Raw genomic sequence first — 22,483 nt, 5'->3', positions numbered from 1 at the left:
AAGAGGACAATCAGGAAAGTTTTCCACAAGTCGATTTAATTTTGGGAGAGATGCTAGGATCACTGATAATTTACAAATTGAAGTAATAGGTGGTTTCAAAATGAATGAGGTGATCGGTCGTTTCACTTTTTAAGTCACTATATCTGCTCTGTATCACAAATTGGAATTTTTGCCCTCTTTTGAGTAAACGTCCGATCCCTACAGAAAATCTATTTTCTAATTCGTCTTCCCTTCGGTTGAAAGAATATACTAATTCATTCTTTCCGATAAGATAAAACTCCTTCGGATCGAGACTTTCTCCTTGAAGAGGAAAGTCATTACTAATGGCGTAGCGCAACCTTGTTTCATAGCTAGTTGATCGAATGCGTTGTTCAATGCGAAATTTATTTCCTAAACGATAGCCTCCAAAATTAGTGATAAAAGCAAATTGTTGCGTTATTCGATGTTCCCAACCGCTTTCCTGTTCGAAAGGATCAATGGTTCTATACATATAACCTAAACTCAATTTCTTTCCACCTAAAAGGGTATAGGTACCAAATGACTTAACTTCCCAGCGGTCTGTACGAAAATTCTTTTCTCCTTCTCCAAATTCAGTGAGTCGTTGCCTGCCCGAGAGTGATAAATTGTAACTCCAGCGAGAATCTATTTTTTGGGTGAAAGAAAAACCAGGTTCCCAGCGCAGAGAGGGAATGTTTTGCGCTTGACCAAGAAAGGAATAGAAAATAAAAACTAGGAATAGACTTCTAATAAAGTACGTTGTCATCTTGCCTTTTAATTATTCTTTTAATTTCCTCGATCTCTCCCAGATCATTAAAAAGGAATTCAAAAAAGCCTCTTTTCTTATCCTTTTTTACGACCTCTGCTTCTAATTCATATTTAATTGTTAAATCATCTCCATCCATTTCTAAAAACTCTTCAAGAAATTCCTTATCATCGTCAATTTCAAGCCTACCGTTTTCGTATTCTTCCTCTCTGTTATATTGAATTTGTATTCTTCTTAAATGATGCTTTTTATAGTTTGATTGAAAATACGATTTAATACTATGCTGTATTTCCAATGGGAGCTCATCGAAATCTTTTAAGATTTCAATATCAATAAGGCTTCCTTCTTTCGTGAATTTAATGCTTAGCTTTTCTTCTTTGTAAATAGTTTTAACTTCATAAAAGTAGGTAATAGAGTCACCTTCTTTATAAAAATTTAATCGCTCTCCATTTTTTATGATTTGCTTGATTAGTTGAAGGCCTTCTTTTGGAAAGTCTTCTTCTTTTATTTTTTCTTCTGTTTCATATTTTTCACCAATCGAAATTTGACTAAATCCGAGGGAAGACAGCGAAAATAAAAAGCTAAGTATTGTTATATATTTAAAATAAATCTTCATTTAGTCTTTTTCTAATAAACGATCCATCTTTCTATTGAATTTTTCAACAAATTCATCGTAATATTTCCCGGTTCCCGGTCCATTAAACCCTGTATGAATACTAACTAAGTCACCATCTTTATTTAAGATAATCATGGTTGGGAATGATATAACTCTATTGAGCATAGGGAGTGTTTTTGAGGCTTCTTCCTTATCGTTAGTGCCTGCAATTAGGAAATCATACTTTACATCATATTTTTTTATCATTCTTTCAACTCTACTTTTCGCATAGTTAAAATCATCTTTTGCTTCATAAGCTAAGCCAATAATTTCAACTCCTCTATCCTTATTTTTATCATACCATTTCGTTAAAAACTTAGTTTCATCCATACAGTTAGGACACCAGGTACCAAATAATTGAACAATTACTACCTTGTTTTGATACTTTTCATCTGTCAGACTAACTCTTTCTCCTTCTAGGTTAGGGAAGCTAAAATAGATGTTATCATAGCCTTTTTTTAGGTAGGTTAATGAATCTGGGCTGGGTAGTTTAGCATTACTATTTCTAAAGCCAGTCCAGCTTTCATACCAATCTTTTCCTGAATAAAAATCACCATTCAGGGTACTGTCTTCATTCATTTCCGCTTCAAATAAAAATGCATGATTACCGTCAAATGTACTAAGCTTCATTTTATTACCTTCAGCAATTCCAACCAGATATCTATAATCCCCTAAAGGCGTTAGAAAAGTACCTTTAATATGCTTACCATCTTGTTTAAATATTCCCACCGCCTCTGTTGTATCTTGTTCTTTAGGTTCTATAAAAGTAACTTCCCATTTTCCTGAAAAATCTTTTGGCTGTTTATCTGAATTAGATTTAAATCTTTCATTGCCTTTATGAAAACTAATAGGAAGCACATAATCTTCTTCATAATGTTTTGTATAAGTTCCATTTAATACATTATTTCCAATGTTTAGGTCAAGAGTGATATCGAAAATATGAAGTGTGATATGTAAAGAGTCATTTTGTTTTTCTATTTCATCCAACACAATTCTTTCCTCTCCATTTATGATGTATGCGATAATTTTAGCACTATCCTTTTCTTGAATCTCCATTTCAAAAGGCATTGTTTTTCCTTGCATACTAATTTCACCAATCCAATTACCAGAAAGGTTTATTTTTTCCTTTTCAGGACTACAAGAAATAGTGAATGCAAATACAAAAAGAATAATGAAAATATTTTTCATATTGAATTTATTAGAAGAAAATGAAATAAAACTGATGCTAAAATAACTGACTTTAGCTCAGGAGACTAAGAAAAAACTAAAACTTTTATTTGTGGATTAAAGATTTGATTTTAAAGCAACTTTGAAATTTGCTCCTTTTCCTTTCTCACTTTCTACCCAAATTCTACCCCCCATTTTATCCACCATGGTTTTTACTATGTATAGACCTAAGCCGGTAGATTCATCAGTGCCGATTGGCTTGGCAGAGAGTTGTTGGTATTTTTTGAAAAGTCTGCTTTTATCATCATCAGATAGTCCTGGTCCTTGATCTTTAACCGAGAAAATGATTTCATCACCTTCTCTAAAGATAGTGTAGTTTATTTGAGTTTCGTTAGGAGAGAACTTAATGGCATTTGATATCAGGTTATCAATTATTCGCTTTAAATAAGTTCTGTCTACTTTTATTTCCAGGTTTTGATCTAATAATTGAGTTATAAAGATGATGTTTTTCTTAGCAGAAAGAAGCTCGTAAGGCATTAAGCTGTCATCAACAAATGCTTGCAGGTCAATAATTTCTGGGTTGAATTTTTTCTCATCCAATACCATATTGCCTGTATCTAAGAATCCTTTCACAATTTGTAGTCCATCAGCTACTACTTGCTTGATCAAATTAATTCTTTCAACTTGTTGTTCGCTTAAATTTTCTTGATTATCAGTAAGCAGTAATTGAACTATAGTATAAACTTTTGCAAAAGGCGTTCTTAAATCATGTGTCACCTTTCCTAATATATCATTATTGTCATATTGCTGAATAATTCTTGATTCTTCAGCTTCAAGATCTGTTATGCTTTTAGAACTTGACTTAGATTGGAATTCAGTTAAGTTGGCATTAATCTCATTGTAAGCTACATTTAGTTTTCTGAACAATGAGTTTAATCTTTCATTGGCAAAGTATAATTCACTTACATTATCGAATACCCATAATTCGCCTTCTTTACCAGCGATATAGGCATTTTTTCTGATAACTTTTAAAACTGAGTTTTCGAATTTCCAGATCCAATCTTCACCAAAGCTAGAAGGAAGTGCATTTAAACTGATCATATTATTTCCTACAAGCTCAACCTCTTCCCTATTGGTTACTTTAACCTTTAAATCGGCCAGCTTTTTAGAAAATAAATCAGACGAGATATTTTTTTGATTCTTTTCTAAATTAAATACTTCTAAGGCTTCTTTATTAAGCCAAGTGTCTCCATTATTATTTTCTGTGAAAACAATGGCTTGAGGTAAACGATCAAGAATAGTCTCCAATTTCTGGCTTCTAGATTTTTCACTTCTTTCGTTATTTACCAAAAGGATTAACTCTTTTAATCTTTCAGAAATAACAAAAAATGATTTATTATCTTCAGAAGAAAGCTCAAACTCTTTTCTTGCAGAAAAGCCAATATAGATTTCCTTATTTTTTAAGTTAATAGGAAAAATGAGGTGATGCTTATAAAAAAGGAAGGGTTTTGAAATTTCAAGTGTGAAGAAAGGGCTCTTTTTTCTTTCTTTCAATTCTTTATTAAAAGGGATAATTTCCTTTACTAATGGGTTTTGTAAATCCCATTTTAAGCAATTATCCTTTTTACTTTCTTCAACTACCCAATGTTCATTGGCACAAAACTCCTCAGAAATAAATTGAAGCAAATTGTTTAATGATTTCAAGGGAATGCCATCTGTCTCAACCAATGAACTTTCCTTCATAATTCTAAACAACAAGTCACTTGAAAGCTCAGATGCTATTTCTGCGGTATTTTCTAATTTGTAGGCCATATAAACCGATTATAAAAATGAAATTATTTTTTTTCATCTTTAAAAACAAAGTAAATATACGCTAAAAATCACATTTTATCGAAAAAAACAATTATCAATATTTTTATAATTGCTTGTTTTAGAAAATCATATAATGATAAAGTATGTGTAAGTTTCAGTGAAAATTATTCCAAAATATTAGATTGAATGACTCAAGGGTATTTTCCATTAAGGATATCAGTAAGATAAACTTGTTCTCTTTTTGATTTCTTCTTAGCCAAAAAGATATTCTGATCCTGATCGTAATAAATGGATTCGTACTGCTCATCAATCAGATTATTTCCAGCCAAGTTTAAAATTCTAATTGTATTATATTTTTTAACTCTTAAATGATTTTCCTCTACGGTTATATCATCATAGCTTGGGTAACTCAGCATTTTACCATTCTTATTAGCTAGTCCCCATTTTGCAGCTTTTCTTAAAAGGTAAAACCCTTTTTCTTTTTTGATTTCGTCATACTCAGCTTCAATGATATAATTTCCTTCCAGGTCAATCACTCCATATTTTCCATTAAAAAGAACATAAGCAGTTTCATTTTCAAAGTCGGATACTTTTTGAAAATAGGGTTGAATTACGATTTCTTCTTGTTTATTAATAAAACCCCATGAATTTCGAATTTTTATGGCTGATCGATTATTAAAAAATGGTCTGACAGAGTCATATCGATTAGCAATTCTTAATATCCCTTCTTCATTTATAAAGCCCCATTGATTATTTTTTTGAATAATCAGGTATTCATCATTTGTGAAAATAATGGTGTCGTAGTCGTTTATCCTAAATAATTCATCTCCAGATTTATTCAGTAATAAGTGTTGGCTATTGTTTTTCAATAGCAATCCTAAATTTCCGTGTCCATTATAAACTCCGTTTTTATAATTCGTAAAAGGATCCCCATTAATTGAGATTAACCGTGACTGATTTTGTGTATTAATTTCAATGCCATATTCATCATAAAAATCAAAATAAAGATCGGCTTCATTTTTTTGACTACCGTCTGATATAAATTCCATTAAGTAATTATCTACTAACTTATAATGCGATTCATCAATTGGATAAATTGATTTATATAAAGGAGGTATTATCCAGTTGTTTTCTTTGTCAATAACACCGTATTGATTTTTAAAATTAACTATAAAGTGATTCCCATTCTGACTAATATGATTGTACAATGGGGCAATAACTTCTTGTAAATTATGATTAAAAAGCCCCCAGTGGTTTCCTTTTTTTAGTGCTAAATATTGTCCCAATGCATATGCAGAATCTGCAATAATTGATTTTCCTGACTTGTTATAGATGACATTTTCATAACCTTCATAGGTTTTTCTTTGAGCGATAAATAAATCATCCGTCCAGCTTGTTTTAGTACTAAATTTCTTGAGGTGAATTTCACTACTATCTTTGGCTAAAAATATTTGATTAGATTTCTCAAGTATAAATTTCTCTCCGAATACCCCCTTTATTTTAGCATGAAATACTTGGCGGTCCTCATTTCTGACAATATTTGATATTTGAGCAAATGAAGAAGTATTTTTCACTAACAGGCTATCATTGAGATAGAATACGGAATCAGCATAGAATTTGGACAGTTTTATACCATTGCTTTTGTAAGCAGTCCATTCATCTAAGGGGGTTACATATATCTGTTTTCCCTCATTCCATTCTATCTTTTTATATTCAATGGGTAGTAATAATTTCCCATCTTGCCTAATTAAACCTTGTTTTCCGTTTTTGAATACAACGGCAACCCCATCTTTAAATGTTGAAACACTATCAATATTTGAAAGTAGAAGCTCTGGTTTCGGATTCAACTTAATGAGTTCTTTTGATCCGTTATTTTTAGTAACTATAAAATTATTTTTATTTAAATATTCAATATGGAAATATTCAAAAGGAATTACGGTTTTACCATCTGCATCTAAAACACCAAAATAAATAGTTTGCTTATCCTTATTAGCTGCGATTAAATAATTAGCCGCAGGATAAAGATTTCTATAAATTGATTTAATTTTTGATCGACCATTTGGCTTAATCAAGCCATAAAAAATAACTTTTGAATATTTACTTTTTTCTGCTGTTATAAAAAGGTCATTCGTAAAAGGTGTTAAGCTTTTAAATTGTGGTTTGGTGATAATGTTGAGTTCATTATCCATCAAACCCCATAAATCATTTTGCTGGTATCCTAAAGAATTTCCTATTGCTTTTTTATAACCATTCGACCAGCCGAAATCCTGATATTCTGGTTTAAGTATAATGCTACCCTTTTTATTTTTAATTCCTTTTTTTCCACTTTGAGAAAAAATATCTAAAGTGCTATCATAAGGGAATTCAGCATAAGCTTGCCCTTGGCTAGCGTATGCAAACAAAGTCCAGGGGATTAAGAAAATATAGAGTAATTTCGTCATAAATAAACTCCAAAATTATAAATCTATAAATACGAAACACATAATATGAATGAAAAGAAAGATTTTTTCGATCAGGTATATCAAGTAGTTCGATTAATCCCTCATGGCAGAGTTACATCATATGGTGCAATAGCTAAATATTTAGGAGCAGCAAAAAGTTCCAGAGTAGTGGGTTATGCTATGAATGCTTCCCATACAATGGATGATATCCCTGCTCACAGAGTTGTAAATCGTAATGGATTATTAACAGGCAAAATGCATTTCGAAACTCCAAATGCTATGCAAAATGCTCTGGAAGCAGAAGGTATTAAAGTTGAAAAAGACCAAATCAAAAATTTCAATAAAATTTTCTGGGATCCATCAATTGAATTGAGCCTGTAGCGAATCTTTTTTTCGTATTAAGAATAACCCAAGGAAAGTTAATAAACCATTCACTACTAGAATTTCAAAACCAAATTTGTAGCCGTAAAGCCAAGCTTCAGAGTTTAAATTGATTATGTAGGATATTATGGGAGACAAGACCGCAACTAATGGAACCCATTTATCTTTTAGACTATATTTCGTGATTAATCCAAATGTAAATAATCCTAAAATAGGACCGTAAGTATATCCAGCGGCCACAAATACTGCAGTGATTACACTTTGATCGTTAATTGCTTTAAAGCCAAGAATTACTAAAAATAATATGACTGAGAAAACTAGGTGAACTCGAATTCTAATTTTCTTTGAAATTGGTTTGTCATTATTACCCAAACCTAGAAAGTCAACACAAAAGGAAGTAGTTAAAGCCGTTAAGGCAGAATCAGCACTAGAATAGGCTGCAGCAGTTATTCCTAATAAAAAAACTATTCCTGCAACTAATGGAAAATGTTCCAAAGCTAATAAAGGATATAAGTCATCCGTTCTTGCTGGTATTGAAATATTCATTTCAGCAGCATATACATACAAAAGAGCACCCATTGACAGGAACATAAAATTTACAATCACCAACACTACACAAAACCAGAACATATTTTTTTGAGCATCTTTCAAGCTTCTACAGGTTAAGTTTTTTTGCATCATATCCTGATCTAATCCTGTCATTACAATGGCAATAAAAGCCCCGCTAATAAATTGCTTGAAGAAGTTTTGACCACTTTGCCAATCCCAAATAAAAATCTTTGAATAGCCTGAATTGGAAATCTTATCACTTAATTGTAGCCACGATACATCTAAAGCATCTTTTATTAAATAAATACTTATCGCAACAGCTGAAATCATAAATAGAGTTTGTAAAGTGTCAGTCCAAACAATGGTCTTGATTCCACCTCTGAATGTATATAGCCAGATTAAAGCAATGGTTACAGCTACTGTAATAGAAAAAGGCCAATCGTAAGCATCGAAAATTGCTAATTGTAACACTCCAGCAACTAAAAATAATCGGAATGAAGAACCTACAATCCTTGATAATAGGAAGAAAAAGGCCCCGCTTTTATAAGAATAGAAGCCAAATCTTTGCTCCAGATAAGTATAAATGCTAATCAGATTTAGCTTGTAGTAGAGTGGTAATAAAACAGTAGCAATTACAAAATAACCCACCAAATATCCCAATACAACTTGAAAATAGGCAAAGGCAGTATTGCCAACTTCACCAGGTACGCTTATAAAGGTAACACCAGATAAAGAAGCTCCAATCATACCAAAAGCCACTAGATACCAAGGGGATTGACGATTAGCTGTGAAAAAAGTTAAATTATCATTATTCTTAGATGTGAAATAGGATATTCCCATCAATACTAAGAAGTATATTGCGATTACAGAAATTACCAATATTGGATTCATGCAAAGGAGTTAAATGTTAATTTTTTAATAAATTAAGGCCTAAATTAGTAATGAATGCTCGTTTTAATGTAACTTTTCATTAATTATTATAAACCGAGTTATGAATAATAAATCCGAAGTTGGTTAAATTTTCGTAAATTTGTGAGTGATAATTCTGAAGATGTAACATTATTTGTTCTATAAAGTTATTGTGACGTGATGAGTGAATTAAAAAGATATTTTCAATTTCAAGAAGATAAAAGAGAAGAGGTAGTAGAAACTACCTCAGATGAGGACATTAATGATTTAGTAGTATACAATGATGATGTGAATACTTTTGAGCATGTCATTAATACTCTTGTCAAAGTTTGCAAGCACACACCTGAGCAAGCTGAACAGTGTACATTATTAGTTCACTATAAAGGCAAATGTGCTGTTAAAAAAGGATCATATGTTGACCTTATTCCTTACAGACAAGGAGTTGTGGATGCTGGAATCAATGCTGAGATAGAATAATATGGAGTTTTCTTCAAAACTGATTGAATCTGCGGTTAATGAATTTTCAAAACTTCCAGGTATAGGAAAAAAAACGGCTTTAAGACTAGTATTACACCTATTAAAACAAGAAGAAAGCTTAACTACTGATATTGCACAGTCATTAATTGACATGCGTCAAAATATCAAATATTGTGAAAAATGCCACAATATCTCTGATGATGAAATTTGCAACATTTGTAAAAGTCATAAAAGAGATACTTCCATAATTTGTTTAGTAGAAGATACTCGAGATGTTTTGGCTATTGAAAACACTTCTCAATACAATGGTTTGTATCATGTTTTAGGTGGTATCATTTCACCTATTGAGGGTGTAGGCCCTGAAGATTTGACCATTGATAGTTTGATGGAAAGAGTTTCTGATAAAGATACCGAAGTAAAAGAAATTATTTTTGGTTTATCACCTACAATGGAAGGAGATACCACTGCTTTTTACATCAGTAAAAAAGTTAAACCTTTAGGAATAAAGACTAGCACTATAGCTAGGGGAATTCCAATTGGCGGTGAATTAGAATACGCTGATGAAATAACTTTGGGAAGAAGTATAGTGAGTAGAACTGCTTACGAATAGCTATTTTACTATGTTTACAAGTTTCTGATATACAGCGCATTAATTCAAGTATTGTGATTTTGGCACAATCATTGGTTAATTCTTCATAACACTAAACATTTAAAGTTATGAAGAAGCACATACTACTTTCGTTAATGTTAGGATTAGGAATTTTCTTTTACTCTAATTCTACCAAGTCTCAAAATTTTCAAATAGTTGCTTCTTTTGGTACAGCACATAATTGGGCAGTTCCGAATGCAATACTATATGAAATAGATTACTATTATCCTTATCATCAGATCGTTCATATCAATAGAGAAAGAAGAGGAAGAAATCTATTCTTCAATGTATTGTTAGAAAGAAGGGGCCGATTTGTGGAAGTGTTTTTCAATAGAAACGCTGTGATTTTGGATATCAACCACTTTATAAATTATCCTTTAGTTCAACATATCTGTACAGGTCATTGTGGTTTCCACGGTAATTTTTATAGAAACTACAGAGTAGCTTGTAATCATAGAGGTCATGGGCATGGACACGTAAACCACCTAGGTCATAACCACATAGCGTATAGAAGTAATAGAAATTATAATTCCTACGCTGCTAGAAGTAGTGCTGGTAATAGACAGGTTTATAGAAGTCATCCAAATAATAGAGGAGGTCATGGTCATAATAAGTATAAAAATGACAATAGGGGAAACTCTAGAGAGTATAATAGAGGTAATAACAGATCATCACATAGTAGAAATGAGGTAGTTATGAACTCTAGAAGTAGAAATTCGAACATTTCAAATAGAAATGGGAAAGGTTCATCAGTGAAGCCAAGAAGTAATAACGCTGGATCGAATAATGCCAGGTATTCTTCAAGAAGCTCCAGCTCCTCAAATAGTAGTAGAGGATCAAGCTCAGTAGCAATGGTAAGAAACAGACCAAATAAATAATCAAAAGAGCCACCTGATTTGAATTAGGTGGCTCTTTTTAATCCTTTAATTCTGGGTATTTATTTTCAAGATGGCTTCTCAAATTAACCAATAATTCAAGCACTAATGCTGTAGTTACTGCATCAGATTTCCAATGAAGAACATCCCGCACCACAGTTCCACCAGAAAAAAACACTCCACCTGTCCAATGCATCTCATTGTCAGTTTCAATTGATTTTGAAAGTATAGAATCTAATCCGGCTACAATAGCCTTTTCAGATTTTGCAGAATTTAAACCACCAGAATTTAAAAGAGCACTTACTGCATAAATGGTAGATTGCAAACTGTCTCCTTTGTTAATACCACTTCTAGATACCCAATGACCGTTTTCTTCAAATTCTTGTAGAATAAACTTCTCAACAATTTTACTGCTTTTCTCAAGTTCTTTAACTCCTGAATGATAAGCTTTAGTAACATAATACGGAATATGAAATTGGTTTGGATAATACACTGCTTTATAATCAAATTTTTCTTTCAAAATTTGATCTTCCACAAATGCAGCGGAATAGTGTTTCACTAAACTTTCATTATTATCATATAGGCTAAACATTCTTAAAATATTCATATTTACCACAATATCAATATCATTACTTCCGTATGGAATATAAGGTTCTCCAGCATGAGGATACATTTTACTTAGTGGGGTTAACAAAGAAATCTGATGTAAAAATTCACGAAGTATATTCCAAGGTCGTGTTTCAGAATGTTCTTCTCCAAACCAAGTCAAATAGGCTTTAGTGTTTATTCCTTGTCCTTGCCATACGTTATACCAGTTTCGGTTATTCCTATTGTAATCAATATATTGGTCAAATATTTTATGTATATCATTTAAGCTGTCTGGTATATTTTGATCATTTATTTTATTCTGATAATAAATAGCCATTAGTCCGGCAGCTGTATCATCTGCATCATCTGCTACATTTGCTGCTTTTTGAATGTACCTAACGGGTAATGAAAAATTGTTTGGTCTCCTTACATACTCAATTTCTTTATTCTTTCTATAGCTTTTTAAATCAGGTAGTTCGTTCCAGAAGTTGAAAGTATATCCTGTTTTATAAGCTAAAATCCTCTGGAAAGCTAAATCTAGCATTAAGGGAATTTGCTCATATTCTGGATAATTCAAATAAATTTCAGCTAAAATATTGTGAATAGTAGCCGTTGAGAAGCAATTTGAGTCATAAGCACTAGTTTCATTTCCTAACATCGGAAACCAAAAGTTCATACTCATTTGTGTTTCCCATTCACCTTTAAACTTAAAGATTGAATCGTTTTCTTTTAGTTGACGACTTTTTAAGTAGTTTAATGACTTTGAAATGTAATTAGTTGTTTTCTGATGAAGCTCATTTGCATATCTTTCATTTATCTGACTAAAAGTAGATATACTAAAAAATAGATAAAAACTAATGAGTAGAGTAAACCTCATAATCTTTCTAAAAATGAATAAATGATAGTAGGTTGAATTAGTAATTTTTAAAATTAGTTATAAAAAAACCTCTTGAGTAATCAAGAGGCTTAATTTTATTGAAATCAACCGTAATATTAATCTCCTAGTTTTAAAGTAAGAACAGGTCTTTTTGAATGGTTCACCACATCTTCAGCTATACTGCCGCTTAATAAATGCATTAAACCTTTTCTACCATGTGTTCCCATTGCTATTAAATCGATATTATTTTCTTTTGCAAACTCAAGAATACCTTCTTCTTCATTTATTCCATTATGAATATGTTTTTCTGCCTCTAAACCATTATTCTTCATATACTCATCCATTCTTTTGTTAGTATTAGTACTAGATTCAAAGTTATTAGGAGTATTTACTTTTAATAAATGGATTTTAGCATAGGATAGCTTTGCAATTTCTTTGAGCTTATTCGCTAATTCTTTATCATCGTTTTTCAAAGAGCTTGCAAATACAATATTATCAATACTAGCTAAGCTGATTTCTTCTTTTAATGTAAGTACTGGGCATTTCGCATTTCTTACTACTTTCTCAGCATTGGAACCAATAAGTATTTCATCAACACCGCTGCTACCACTAGTACCCATAATAATTATGTCTGGATTGTGTTCATTTACGATTGAAGAAATATTATAGAATGTATTACCTGCTTCTAATTTAGCATGAACATTTAACCCTTCAAGAATTTCATCATCCTTTAGCGCATGAAGTTTCTTTTTGCCCAATTCAATCATTTTCATAATATACACCCCTTCCATACCATCAGCATGATTAGCTTCTCCAGTTGTATTGAATGATTGTTGACCTGGTATTTCCACTACATGAAGTAAAATAAGTTCAGCATCTGTCTTTTTTGCGATCTCAGTAGCTAGCTTCAATGCATATTTAGCCTGATCTGAAAAGTCGGTTGGTACCAGTATTTTTTTCATAGTGATATAGTTTTCAATTATTGTTCATTTGAATATACGAATCTTATTATAAAATGATGAGAAAAGCACTATAAAATGTGAATTATAAGCCTAATATCGATAATCCAAATAAAACTACGAATAACAAGGTGCTGAGTGACAATTGCTTTAATTGCGGGTCAAATTTTGATGAACTGTCAGCTTGCATCATTTCTTGAAGATGTTTCCCAAAAAAGAAAAATGCAGGAGATAGTAAAAAAATACTTCTTATTTTGTCCTGAAAAACTAGAAATATAATAGTACTTAAACATCCTAAAGAAATAAGTGCAATATGGTATCGAAGTGCCTTTTGCTTACCGATTCTTACTGGTATACTGTTTTTTCCTGCTAGTTTATCTGATTTTATATCTCTAATGTTATTTACATTCAGAACACCAGTTGCAAAGAATCCGCAACTTATAGCTGGCAAAAGAATAAAAGGTTCGAAACTTTCAGCATGTAAAAAATAAGTTCCGCAAACCCCTAAAAGCCCAAAAAATATTAATACTGATATATCACCTAAACCGCTGTAACCATAAGGTCTTTTTCCATTAGTGTAGGCAATAGCAGCAGCTATAGCGGCTAATCCAAAACCTAAGAATACATAAAAAGTAGTGCTACCGATGCCGACAGCGTAATGTAAAAGTAGTATACCACTGGTAAAAGATAGAATGACAAAAACAATGATAGAATTAAACATTGCTTTTGATGAAATACTCCCTCTTTGCACACTTCTTTGAGGCCCTTCTCTATGCTCACTATCGGCTCCATGAATACTATCACCATAATCATTAGCCAAATTTGAAAGGATTTGTAAAAATAGGGTGGTAGTTAAACTTAGTATACACACGGCTAGGTTGAATTCACCAAAGTAAGCAGCTAAAAAACTACCCATTCCAATACAAGACAAGGCTAAGGGAAGAGTTCTTAACCTAAATGCTTCTATCCAATTTTTAATCATTTTATAATTTTTCAGCTATCTCACCAGGATTAACTGAAGACGGGTAAAAACTGATTTCTTCTCCATCTTCCGAAACTAAATATTTACAGAAATTCCAGTTTGGTTCTTTCCCAGTTTTCTCTTTTAAAAGTTTATATAGTGGATGCTGTTTAGGGCCAATTGCATTTATTTTTGCAAACATTTGAAAGCTTACTCCATAATTTTTTTCACAAAATTGAGCTATTTCCTGATTTGAGCCTGGTTCCTGACCACCGAAGTTATTAGCCGGAAAGCCTAGAATTTCAATTTGATCTCCAAAGTTTTCATGCAATTCTTGTAAATCAGCATATTGTGGAGTATACCCGCATTCACTGGCTGTATTTACTATTAGTAACTTCTTACCTTTATATTTTGAGAAATCTATTTTTTCACCTTCTAAAGATTCTATTTGAAAATCGTATATCGACATATTGTTTTGTTTTAATGATGTTAAACTAATCAGACTCACAAAAAGAAACAGAAAATAGAAAGCTTTGTTCATGTCATTAAAATTAACTTTTTATCAATAATCTACATTTTTTGAGGAACCTCTATTCCTAATAAATTCATTGCTTTTTCTATGGTTTCAGCCACAATTTTAGAGAAAGCAATTCTAAAAGCTAAAGCGTCCTGATCTGATTCATTAAAAATTGAAACTTCAGAATAGAATTTATTATAAGCTTTAGCTACTTCATATACATAGTTTGCAATAATTGATGGTGCATATTCTTTAGCGGCCTCATCAACTTTTGCAGGAAAATCAACTATAAGTTGTAATACATTTCTTTCAGTAGGTTCTAATGAATCCCTTTTTTCGCTAACCTCAGGCGTTACTTCTAGCTGATTGGCTTTTCTTAAGATGGCACAGATTCTTGCGTGAACGTATTGAATAAAAGGCCCGGTATTTCCCTGAAAATCAATTGATTCTTCAGGATTGAACATCATTCTTTTTACAGGGTCTACTTTCAATAAGTAATACTTCAATGCCCCCAAACCTAATTGTCTGTATAAATCTTCAGCTTCTTCTTTATTGAAGCCATCAATTTTACCTAATTCATCAGTTCTGCTTTTGGCAGTAGCAAACATATCTTCCATCAAATCATCAGCATCTACCACTGTTCCTTCTCTTGACTTCATTTTACCGGTTGGTAAATCAACCATACCGTATGATAAATGGTAACAGCTTTTCGCCCACTCGTATCCTAATTTATCTAGAATAATGAAGAGTACTTTGAAGTGATATTCCTGCTCGTTTCCTACTGTATAGATTTGCTGCTCAATTTTAGGGAATTCTCTGTATCTAAGAATTGCAGTTCCAATATCTTGAGTCATATAAACAGAAGTCCCGTCTTTTCTTAATAGCAGTTTTTCATCTAGTTCATCCTCAGTAAGATCAATCCAAACTGAACCATCTTCTTTTTTATAAGCAATGCCTTCCTCAACTGCTCTTAATACTTCATCCTTACCTAAAGAAAATGTCTCTGATTCATAGTATAGTTTATCAAAATCAACTCCCATGGTTTTATAAGTATTTTCAAATCCTTTATAAACCCATGAGTTCATCTTTTCCCATAGTGCATAAGTTTCGGGCTCTTTTTGCTCCCATTTCAAAAGCATTTCTTGCGCCTCTTTCATGATTGGGGCTTCTTTTTCAGCTTCTTCTTTTGATTTGCCAGCTTCAACTAGTTCTTTGATCTGCTCTTTATATTTTTGATCAAATATGACATAATATTTACCTACCAACTTATCACCTTTCATCCCGCTCGACTCTGGTGTTTCCCCTTCACCAAATTTTTGCCAGGCAACCATTGACTTGCAGATGTGGATGCCTCGGTCGTTTATGATTTGTACTTTATGGACTTTATTACCATTTGCCTTAAGGATTTGAGAGACAGAATACCCTAGGAAATTATTTCTTAAATGACCTAAATGCAAGGGTTTGTTCGTGTTTGGCGATGAATATTCAACCATCACTTCTCTTCCAGTAGGAGCGGTAAAGCCATAATTTTCCGTTTTCAGAATATGATCAGCTATCTGTAGCCATACTTTGTCCGCAACAACAATATTTAAAAAACCTTTAACAACATTGAAATCACTAACTAATTCAGAATTTGACTTTAAATATTCGCCTATTTTTTCAGCAGTTTGCTCAGGTTTTAGTTTTGAAAATCTAGCTAATGGAAAGCAAACTAAAGTGTGGCTTCCATCAAATTCCTTTCGAGTAGGTTGTATTTGTACTGATTTCTCATCCAAATCGTGATCGAAAAGAGATTTGAATGCTTTTATAGATAGGGATTTAAGTTCTTCTGATAAATTCAACATATTGTTACTGTTTGTGCTATTTTAGAATTGATAAATTAAGATTTAGGTAAGAATACTTCAGCCATCATACAGCGGGCACTTCCACCTCCTAAAGCTTCAATTGTATCAAGCGAACTACTTATGATTTCACAATAATTCTCAATTCTATTAATTTGATCCTCCGTTAAAGATTGATGTGCAGCATTTGACATGATAAGATACGGCTTACCATCAGTACCATTTACTTGAAGCATATTTCCAGCAAAATGATGTTTTTGATCTTCGGTAATCTCAATGATTTCTTTATCCGTCTTTTCCAGGCTGTCAATTACTGCTTTTTTCTCACTCATATCATCTATAGAATCCGCACATAAAATTGCAAAGTCGTTTGCGACACACATCATCACATTCGTATGATATATTGCTAATCTTTTACCTTCAACCGTTTGATTAGCAGTGAATTTTACAGCCTTATATCCAAATTTATCACAAAAAGCATCTAATACTTTCTCATTTGTTCTTGTTGAAATAGCAGCATAAGCAATTTTATTCGGCCTATCCAAAATCATGCTTCCGGTTCCTTCCAGAAACAGTGAGTCATTTTCAAAAGAAGATAGATCAATAATTTCGCTGATTTTCAGACCTTCATCATTTTTTAATTTATCTAGAATGTCCTCTCTTCTTTCCAGCCTTCTGTTTTCAGCATACATTGGATATAAGCCTACTTTTCCATCTTCGTGGAATGATACCCAGTTATTAGGAAATATGGAGTCAGGCGTGCTTGGATCTGGAGTATCATCAATTACAATAACATTGATGTTTTTACTTTTCAGCTTATTCACAAAGCTTTCAAACTCTTTGGCAGCTTTTGCTTGTATTTCTGTAGCAGATAAGCCTTCTATAGCTTTTTGATAATAATTATTAACTGCAGTTTGCTCGTTAAATCGAAACTGAACAGGTCTTATCATCATTAGGGTATCGGTACTTTGTTGGCTATTCATGTTTAATCTGTTTAGAAATATGATCTTATTTTTCTCTTTCTAATGGTAAAGTGGAACATCTTAACAAACCTTCCATTTTAGAAATTTCAGCATAAGGAACTAATTCCACGGTAAAGCCTTTTTCTTCTAAAATCTTTGCTAAACGAGTGAAGTTCTTTTCTAATACTACCACTTTTGGACTGATAGAGAAGACATTTGAATTCATTTCATACATTTCATCTCTTGTAATATGAATTAAATTTTCTTCTCCAAAATAATCTTTTAGATAGTTATAGTCTTCTTCAAACTTAAACCCATCTTTATAAATTATGGCTTGATTATTACCTATAGGTTGAAAGCAGCAATCTAAATGCAAAGCATTGTCTTTTGCTACTTCATCCGATTTATTCAGTTGAAATCCTTTTACTTTTTTATTTGGGAATTCATTTGTTAAGAAATCTAAACCCGCTTTGTTAGTGCGTGCAACTATATATTTCTCGAAATCTTCTTTTTCGGAATATCCTACAAAAATGTGATCATTCCATGGCATTACATCTCCGCCCTCAACTCTAACATCTTCAGGCACGGAAACGATTTGGGCTGGATTTATTTTATCTAAAATATATTGAATTCCTTTAATTTCTTCTTTTCTGTCTTTAAGAATTCGAGGTTTAATGAATTTATCTTCAATCACAAAACCAATATCTCTGGAAAAAATCTGATTATAGTTCTCGATTATTTCAGGTCGGTAAACCTCTACATTATGTTTTTCTAGAACCTTTGCAAATGCCTCCATTTCTGCAACCATATCCACTTCTTTCGGATAGGTGCCAGCAGCTATATGTTCTTTTGATTTTGGATCATAAGCATCATCTAAATCGGGTGTATCGCCAATACCTTTAGCAGTGCCTAAAATAACTGTCTTTAAAGGAGCAGTTTCATCATTTACATATACATTTATCATAAAAAATTATTCAATTATTTAATTGAAAAAGATCAGAGATTCTGAGCTAAAATTTTAGTTTTGCAAAGATTGCAATAATATTTCAATATTGCATTTTATGATGATACTAAACTTTAGAGAATGAAGAGTTACATTGATTTAATTGAACAGACTTTTTATTGGCCACAAAAGGAGTTCGATGTAAAGGATGATGCCTTGAGGTTTCATGGTGTTCCTTTAATGGATATAATAGAAAAGTATGGCACACCTTTGAAACTAACTTACCTTCCCAAGATTAGCCAGAACATTAATCAGGCGAGGGAATATTTTAAAAATGCATTTGAGAAATATAATTACAAAGGAAATTATACCTATTGCTATTGTACCAAATCTTCACACTTTTCATTCGTCATGGAGGAGGCCTTAAAGGCAGGCGTTCATATTGAAACTTCTTCTTCATTTGATATTCCCATTGTGAGGAAGTTACATGAGAAAGGTTTGGTGTCTAAGCAGCATTTTATTGTATGCAATGGCTTTAAACGTCCATTATATAGACAATATATAAATGAATTGATCAATGATGGATTTGAAAATGTAGTTCCTGTTTTAGATGATTTGAATGAAATAGATAGTTATGAGGCGGATGCTAAAAAGCCTTATAAAGTGGGGATCAGAATTGCTTCGGATGAAGAACCAACTTTTGAATTTTATACTAGTCGTTTAGGCGTACGCTATAACGATGTAGTGAATCTATATCAAAATAAAATAGCTAAAAGTGAAAAAGCTACCTTAAAAATGCTTCATTTCTTTATCAATACAGGGATTAAGGATACAGCATATTATTGGAGTGAGTTAGGTAGATTTGTGGATAAATATTGTGAACTTAAAAAAATTGCTCCTGAATTAGATACAATTGATATTGGAGGAGGTTTTCCTATTAAAACTTCTTTAGGATTTGAATATGATTATCAATACATGGTAGACCAAATCATTGAAAATATTCAGTGGATTTGCGAGAAGAATAATGTAGATACTCCAAATATAATCACTGAATTTGGTAGTTATACAGTAGGGGAGAGTGGTGCAACTATCTATTCCATCTTGGATCAAAAGTTACAAAATGATAAGGAGCTATGGTACATGATTGATGGTTCTTTCATTACTCACTTACCAGATGTTTGGGGATTGAATCAAAAGTTTATCCTAATGGCCATTAATAATTGGAGTGAACCATTTCATAAAGTGAAAATGGGAGGTTTAACATGCGACTCAATGGATTATTATAATTCAGAAGCACATTCATTTGAAGTGTTTTTACCAAAAGTAGAAAGGAATGAAAAGCAGTATATAGGATTTTTTCATACTGGTGCATATCAGGAATCATTAGGAGGATATGGAGGAATTCAACATTGTTTAATTCCAGCACCAAAGCATGTTTTGATTGATAAAGATGATCAAGGAAATATTTCTACAAGATTATTTGCTGAGGAGCAAACGAGTGAAAGTATGTTGAATATTTTAGGTTACTAGAATTTAAAAATTATTTATTTTTCAAAGGATAAAGGTAGTGTAAAAGAAAATATACTACCTTCATTTTCTTTTGAATCGATATTCAACTCAGAATTATGAATAGTTAGGAATTCTCTAATAAGTTTTAATCCTAGACCGGTTCCTCTTTCATTGCGAGTTCCTTTAGTTGATACTTTCTTTTTCTTAATGAAAATTCGTTCAATAATTTCTGGACTCATTCCAACTCCAGTATCTTTCACTTTGATCTCAATTCTATGCTCTTGTGTTTTTTGAGCTTCAATTCTAATTGTGCCATCTTCAGTAAACTTTACAGCATTGTTGATTAAATTTCTCATAATAAATTTAATCATAGAGGCATCACCTGATATTATTAAATCAAAGTCAATATCAAACTCCATTTTGATATTTTTCTGATTCATATCGGATTCAAATAGGCTTGAAATTTCTATGATTAGATCAAATAAGTTAAAGGAGGTGATATGAACATCATTTATATTGCTGGACCATTCTAAAAGGTTCTCTACCAATACTCCCAGATTGTTCAAATTCTCTTTGACAACAGGAAATAATTCTTGTAAAGCATTAAGATCATTAATATTCACATAATCTGAATTCATATAGGATCTAAGACTACTGATTGGGCCTTTAATGTCATGAGAAATTATACTGGTAATCTGATTATTTAAGTTATTTAGATTTTCTAAATCGTGATTCTTCTTTTCAAGCTCATGCTTCTTATCTCTTAATTCAATTAGCTTAGTGGCTTGAGTACTCAGGGTTTTTAAGGCAGCAATTTGAGTTTCGTTGAGCTTTTTTGGTTTTGAGTCAATAACACATAATGTACCTAAATTAAATCCCTTTTCCGATTTGATTGGCATTCCAGCGTAAAACCTAATATTTGGATCATCAGTTACTAAGGGGTTGTCATAAAACCTTTTATCCGCTACTGCATTCTCAACTATAAAAATATCATCATAATTAATTGCATGACCACAAAATGAAATATCCCGGTCTGTTGATTCAACTTTTAAGCCTTTCTTTGCTTTGAACCATTGTCGGTTCTCATCAATTAAAGTAATTAAAGAGATAGGGACATCACAAATTGCAGAAGCCAAATCTACAAGATCATCAAAATCTTTTTCTTTTTCAGAATCTAGAATTTGTAACCGTTTAAGATCGGCCAGCCTATCTTTTTCATTATGTGGTATTTTTGGCTTCTGCATAAAATTATTTCTGCAATTCAATAAATTAGAATGAATTGCAATCCTGATTGTTCACAATTTACGATAATTGTGATACTTCAGATTCCCGGTTTATCTTTTTTACTAATCCTTGAAGCACTTTGCCCGGACCACTTTCTGTAAAGCTGGTAGCACCATCTTGAATCATTTGCTGAACTGATTGCGTCCATCTTACTGGAGCTGTCAACTGTGAAATTAAATTATTTTTAATATCTTCAACTTCAATTGATCCCTGAGCATTTACATTTTGATAAACAGGACATTTTGGTTTGTTAAATTGCGTTTCTTCAATTGCTTTAGCTAATTCTTCTCTAGCAGGCTCCATTAATGGAGAATGGAATGCGCCTCCTACAGGTAATGGCATAGCTCTTTTAGCGCCAGCCGCTTTCATTTTTTCACAAGCAATTTCAATTCCTTTGTTAGAACCTGAAATAACGAGTTGTCCAGGGCAATTATAGTTTGCAGGAACTACTACTTCTTCTGTTATTTCACTACAAACTTTTTCAACCACTTCATCTTCTAAGCCTAAAACAGCAGCCATTGTTGAAGGATTTATCTCACATGCTTTTTGCATCGCTAAAGCTCTTTTGTAAACAAGCTTTAATCCATCTTCAAATGATAAGGTGCCATTAGCAACAAGGGCAGAAAATTCTCCTAAAGAATGACCTGCTACCATATCAGGTTTAAAATCTGGATGAATTATGGCATTGATTACAGAATGTAAAAAAACAGCGGGTTGAGTTACCTTAGTTTCTTTTAACTCTTCGGCTGTGCCTTCAAACATTATTTTTGTGATCTCAAAGCCTAATATTTCATTTGCTTGATCAAATAATTTTTTTGCTTCTGCATTATTATCATAAAGTTCTTTTCCCATTCCAGGATATTGAGCGCCTTGGCCCGGAAATACATAAGCTTTCATATCGATTTTTTTTGTTTCTTGAATATGATGGCAAGTTATAAAATCTATATAAAACTATGGGTTAATCCATTTCTAAAAATCTATTTTTAAGCTCAGGAGTTGGTAGCCTGCATACATCTCTTTTCCCAAACCATTTATAACGGTTTTTTGCAATTATGTCATAAATAAAATCTCTTAGAAAGGGAGGTAGAATAATAAAAACATAGAATAATTTCCAAAACCCACCCAATTGAGAGGCAATTTTTAGAGCTGCAGTACTTTTTTGATAAAAATTACCATCTACTTGTAAAATAATGCTGTCGGTATTTTTTATTAATTCAACAGGAAGGTTTTTTTCAGCGTGTTTAGATTGCAGAGGAGCAAATTTAAATATGGCTTTAGAATCTCTGTCAATGATGTAATTTACTGCGCCATTACATAAATTACAAATACCATCGAAATATATGATAGGATTAGAATTTTTCAAG

General features: G+C 32.2%; 21 protein-coding genes. 5 read left to right on the top strand and 16 right to left on the bottom strand.

Annotated elements, in window-relative coordinates; all coding sequences use genetic code 11:
- Positions 1 to 70 precede the first annotated feature (70 nt).
- The 5 genes from QYS47_RS16130 to QYS47_RS16110 all read right to left on the bottom strand — a co-directional run bounded on the left by QYS47_RS16130 (position 71) and on the right by QYS47_RS16110 (position 6,838).
- Positions 71 to 763 carry a DUF2490 domain-containing protein gene (locus QYS47_RS16130; RefSeq protein ID WP_302122836.1) on the bottom strand — a complete coding sequence of 231 codons (693 nt, stop codon included), beginning with the start codon at positions 761 to 763 and terminating at the stop codon, positions 71 to 73.
- Positions 744 to 1,379, bottom strand: a complete 636-nt coding sequence (locus QYS47_RS16125; RefSeq protein WP_322347128.1) for a hypothetical protein — start codon at positions 1,377 to 1,379, stop codon at positions 744 to 746. The genes QYS47_RS16130 and QYS47_RS16125 overlap by 20 nt, the downstream gene beginning before the upstream one ends.
- Positions 1,380 to 2,606: a TlpA disulfide reductase family protein gene (locus QYS47_RS16120; RefSeq protein ID WP_322347127.1), complete on the bottom strand. Its 1,227-nt coding sequence runs from the start codon at positions 2,604 to 2,606 to the stop codon at positions 1,380 to 1,382.
- Positions 2,607 to 2,702: 96 nt separating this feature from the next.
- Positions 2,703 to 4,397, bottom strand: coding sequence for a sensor histidine kinase (locus QYS47_RS16115; RefSeq protein WP_308355727.1), 1,695 nt, complete (start codon positions 4,395 to 4,397; stop codon positions 2,703 to 2,705).
- A 191-nt stretch (positions 4,398 to 4,588) separates the two neighbouring features.
- A complete protein-coding gene (locus QYS47_RS16110) occupies positions 4,589 to 6,838 on the bottom strand; it encodes a WG repeat-containing protein (RefSeq protein ID WP_322347126.1) in 2,250 nt (749 codons plus the stop codon).
- 45 nt (positions 6,839 to 6,883) lie between these two features.
- Here QYS47_RS16110 and QYS47_RS16105 point away from each other — a divergent pair, with 45 nt between their 5' ends.
- Positions 6,884 to 7,219, top strand: coding sequence for an MGMT family protein (locus QYS47_RS16105; protein WP_302102132.1), 336 nt, complete (start codon positions 6,884 to 6,886; stop codon positions 7,217 to 7,219).
- Here the strand turns inward: QYS47_RS16105 and QYS47_RS16100 are convergent.
- Positions 7,199 to 8,659 (bottom strand): sodium:solute symporter, encoded by a 1,461-nt coding sequence (locus QYS47_RS16100; protein ID WP_322347125.1) that lies wholly within the window; start codon positions 8,657 to 8,659, stop codon positions 7,199 to 7,201. The two genes, QYS47_RS16105 and QYS47_RS16100, sit on opposite strands and share 21 nt — an antisense overlap.
- Positions 8,660 to 8,857: 198 nt before the next feature.
- Here QYS47_RS16100 and QYS47_RS16095 point away from each other — a divergent pair, with 198 nt between their 5' ends.
- The 3 genes from QYS47_RS16095 to QYS47_RS16085 all read left to right on the top strand — a co-directional run bounded on the left by QYS47_RS16095 (position 8,858) and on the right by QYS47_RS16085 (position 10,681).
- Positions 8,858 to 9,154, top strand: coding sequence for an ATP-dependent Clp protease adaptor ClpS (locus tag QYS47_RS16095; RefSeq protein ID WP_302122854.1), 297 nt, complete (start codon positions 8,858 to 8,860; stop codon positions 9,152 to 9,154).
- 1 nt (position 9,155) lies between these two features.
- Positions 9,156 to 9,764, top strand: coding sequence for a recombination mediator RecR (gene recR / locus QYS47_RS16090; RefSeq protein ID WP_308355730.1), 609 nt, complete (start codon positions 9,156 to 9,158; stop codon positions 9,762 to 9,764).
- A 107-nt stretch (positions 9,765 to 9,871) separates the two neighbouring features.
- Complete coding sequence (locus tag QYS47_RS16085) at positions 9,872 to 10,681, top strand: hypothetical protein (protein WP_308355731.1); 810 nt, start codon at positions 9,872 to 9,874, stop codon at positions 10,679 to 10,681.
- A gap of 37 nt (positions 10,682 to 10,718) precedes the next feature.
- Here the strand turns inward: QYS47_RS16085 and QYS47_RS16080 are convergent, their stop codons facing one another.
- The 7 genes from QYS47_RS16080 to QYS47_RS16050 all read right to left on the bottom strand — a co-directional run bounded on the left by QYS47_RS16080 (position 10,719) and on the right by QYS47_RS16050 (position 18,347).
- Positions 10,719 to 12,143, bottom strand: a complete 1,425-nt coding sequence (locus QYS47_RS16080; RefSeq protein WP_322347124.1) for a hypothetical protein — start codon at positions 12,141 to 12,143, stop codon at positions 10,719 to 10,721.
- Positions 12,144 to 12,259: 116 nt separating this feature from the next.
- Positions 12,260 to 13,105, bottom strand: a complete 846-nt coding sequence (locus tag QYS47_RS16075) for a universal stress protein (protein ID WP_302122862.1) — start codon at positions 13,103 to 13,105, stop codon at positions 12,260 to 12,262.
- A gap of 82 nt (positions 13,106 to 13,187) precedes the next feature.
- Entirely contained in the window at positions 13,188 to 14,084 is an 897-nt protein-coding gene (locus QYS47_RS16070; protein WP_322347123.1) for a 1,4-dihydroxy-2-naphthoate polyprenyltransferase, read from the bottom strand.
- A gap of 1 nt (position 14,085) precedes the next feature.
- Positions 14,086 to 14,532, bottom strand: a complete 447-nt coding sequence (locus QYS47_RS16065; RefSeq protein WP_302104042.1) for a glutathione peroxidase — start codon at positions 14,530 to 14,532, stop codon at positions 14,086 to 14,088.
- A gap of 101 nt (positions 14,533 to 14,633) precedes the next feature.
- Positions 14,634 to 16,424, bottom strand: coding sequence for an arginine--tRNA ligase (gene argS, locus QYS47_RS16060; protein ID WP_322347122.1), 1,791 nt, complete (start codon positions 16,422 to 16,424; stop codon positions 14,634 to 14,636).
- Between the two features lie 35 nt (positions 16,425 to 16,459).
- Positions 16,460 to 17,404: a citrulline utilization hydrolase CtlX gene (gene ctlX / locus QYS47_RS16055; protein WP_322347121.1), complete on the bottom strand. Its 945-nt coding sequence runs from the start codon at positions 17,402 to 17,404 to the stop codon at positions 16,460 to 16,462.
- A gap of 25 nt (positions 17,405 to 17,429) precedes the next feature.
- Positions 17,430 to 18,347, bottom strand: coding sequence for a dimethylarginine dimethylaminohydrolase family protein (locus QYS47_RS16050; protein ID WP_322347120.1), 918 nt, complete (start codon positions 18,345 to 18,347; stop codon positions 17,430 to 17,432).
- Positions 18,348 to 18,467: 120 nt separating this feature from the next.
- Here QYS47_RS16050 and QYS47_RS16045 point away from each other — a divergent pair, with 120 nt between their 5' ends.
- A complete protein-coding gene (locus tag QYS47_RS16045; RefSeq protein WP_308355737.1) occupies positions 18,468 to 19,856 on the top strand; it encodes a type III PLP-dependent enzyme domain-containing protein in 1,389 nt (462 codons plus the stop codon).
- 14 nt (positions 19,857 to 19,870) lie between these two features.
- Here QYS47_RS16045 and QYS47_RS16040 read toward each other — a convergent pair whose 3' ends face one another.
- From QYS47_RS16040 to QYS47_RS16030, 3 genes are all read right to left on the bottom strand, one after another.
- Entirely contained in the window at positions 19,871 to 21,079 is a 1,209-nt protein-coding gene (locus QYS47_RS16040) for a GAF domain-containing sensor histidine kinase (protein WP_322347119.1), read from the bottom strand.
- A gap of 58 nt (positions 21,080 to 21,137) precedes the next feature.
- The gene (fabD, locus tag QYS47_RS16035; RefSeq protein ID WP_322347118.1) at positions 21,138 to 22,016 is read right to left on the bottom strand and encodes an ACP S-malonyltransferase; all 879 of its coding nucleotides are present in this window, start codon (positions 22,014 to 22,016) and stop codon (positions 21,138 to 21,140) included.
- A gap of 61 nt (positions 22,017 to 22,077) precedes the next feature.
- On the bottom strand, positions 22,078 to 22,482 hold the full coding sequence (locus QYS47_RS16030) for a thiol-disulfide oxidoreductase DCC family protein (protein ID WP_322347117.1): 405 nt from the start codon (positions 22,480 to 22,482) through the stop codon (positions 22,078 to 22,080).
- Between the last annotated feature and the right edge of the window lies 1 nt (position 22,483).

The sequence above is a fragment of the Marivirga arenosa genome (genome assembly GCF_030503875.2).
GTDB lineage: Bacteria > Bacteroidota > Bacteroidia > Cytophagales > Cyclobacteriaceae > Marivirga > Marivirga arenosa.
This window is presented reverse-complemented; position numbering and strand designations above follow the sequence as displayed.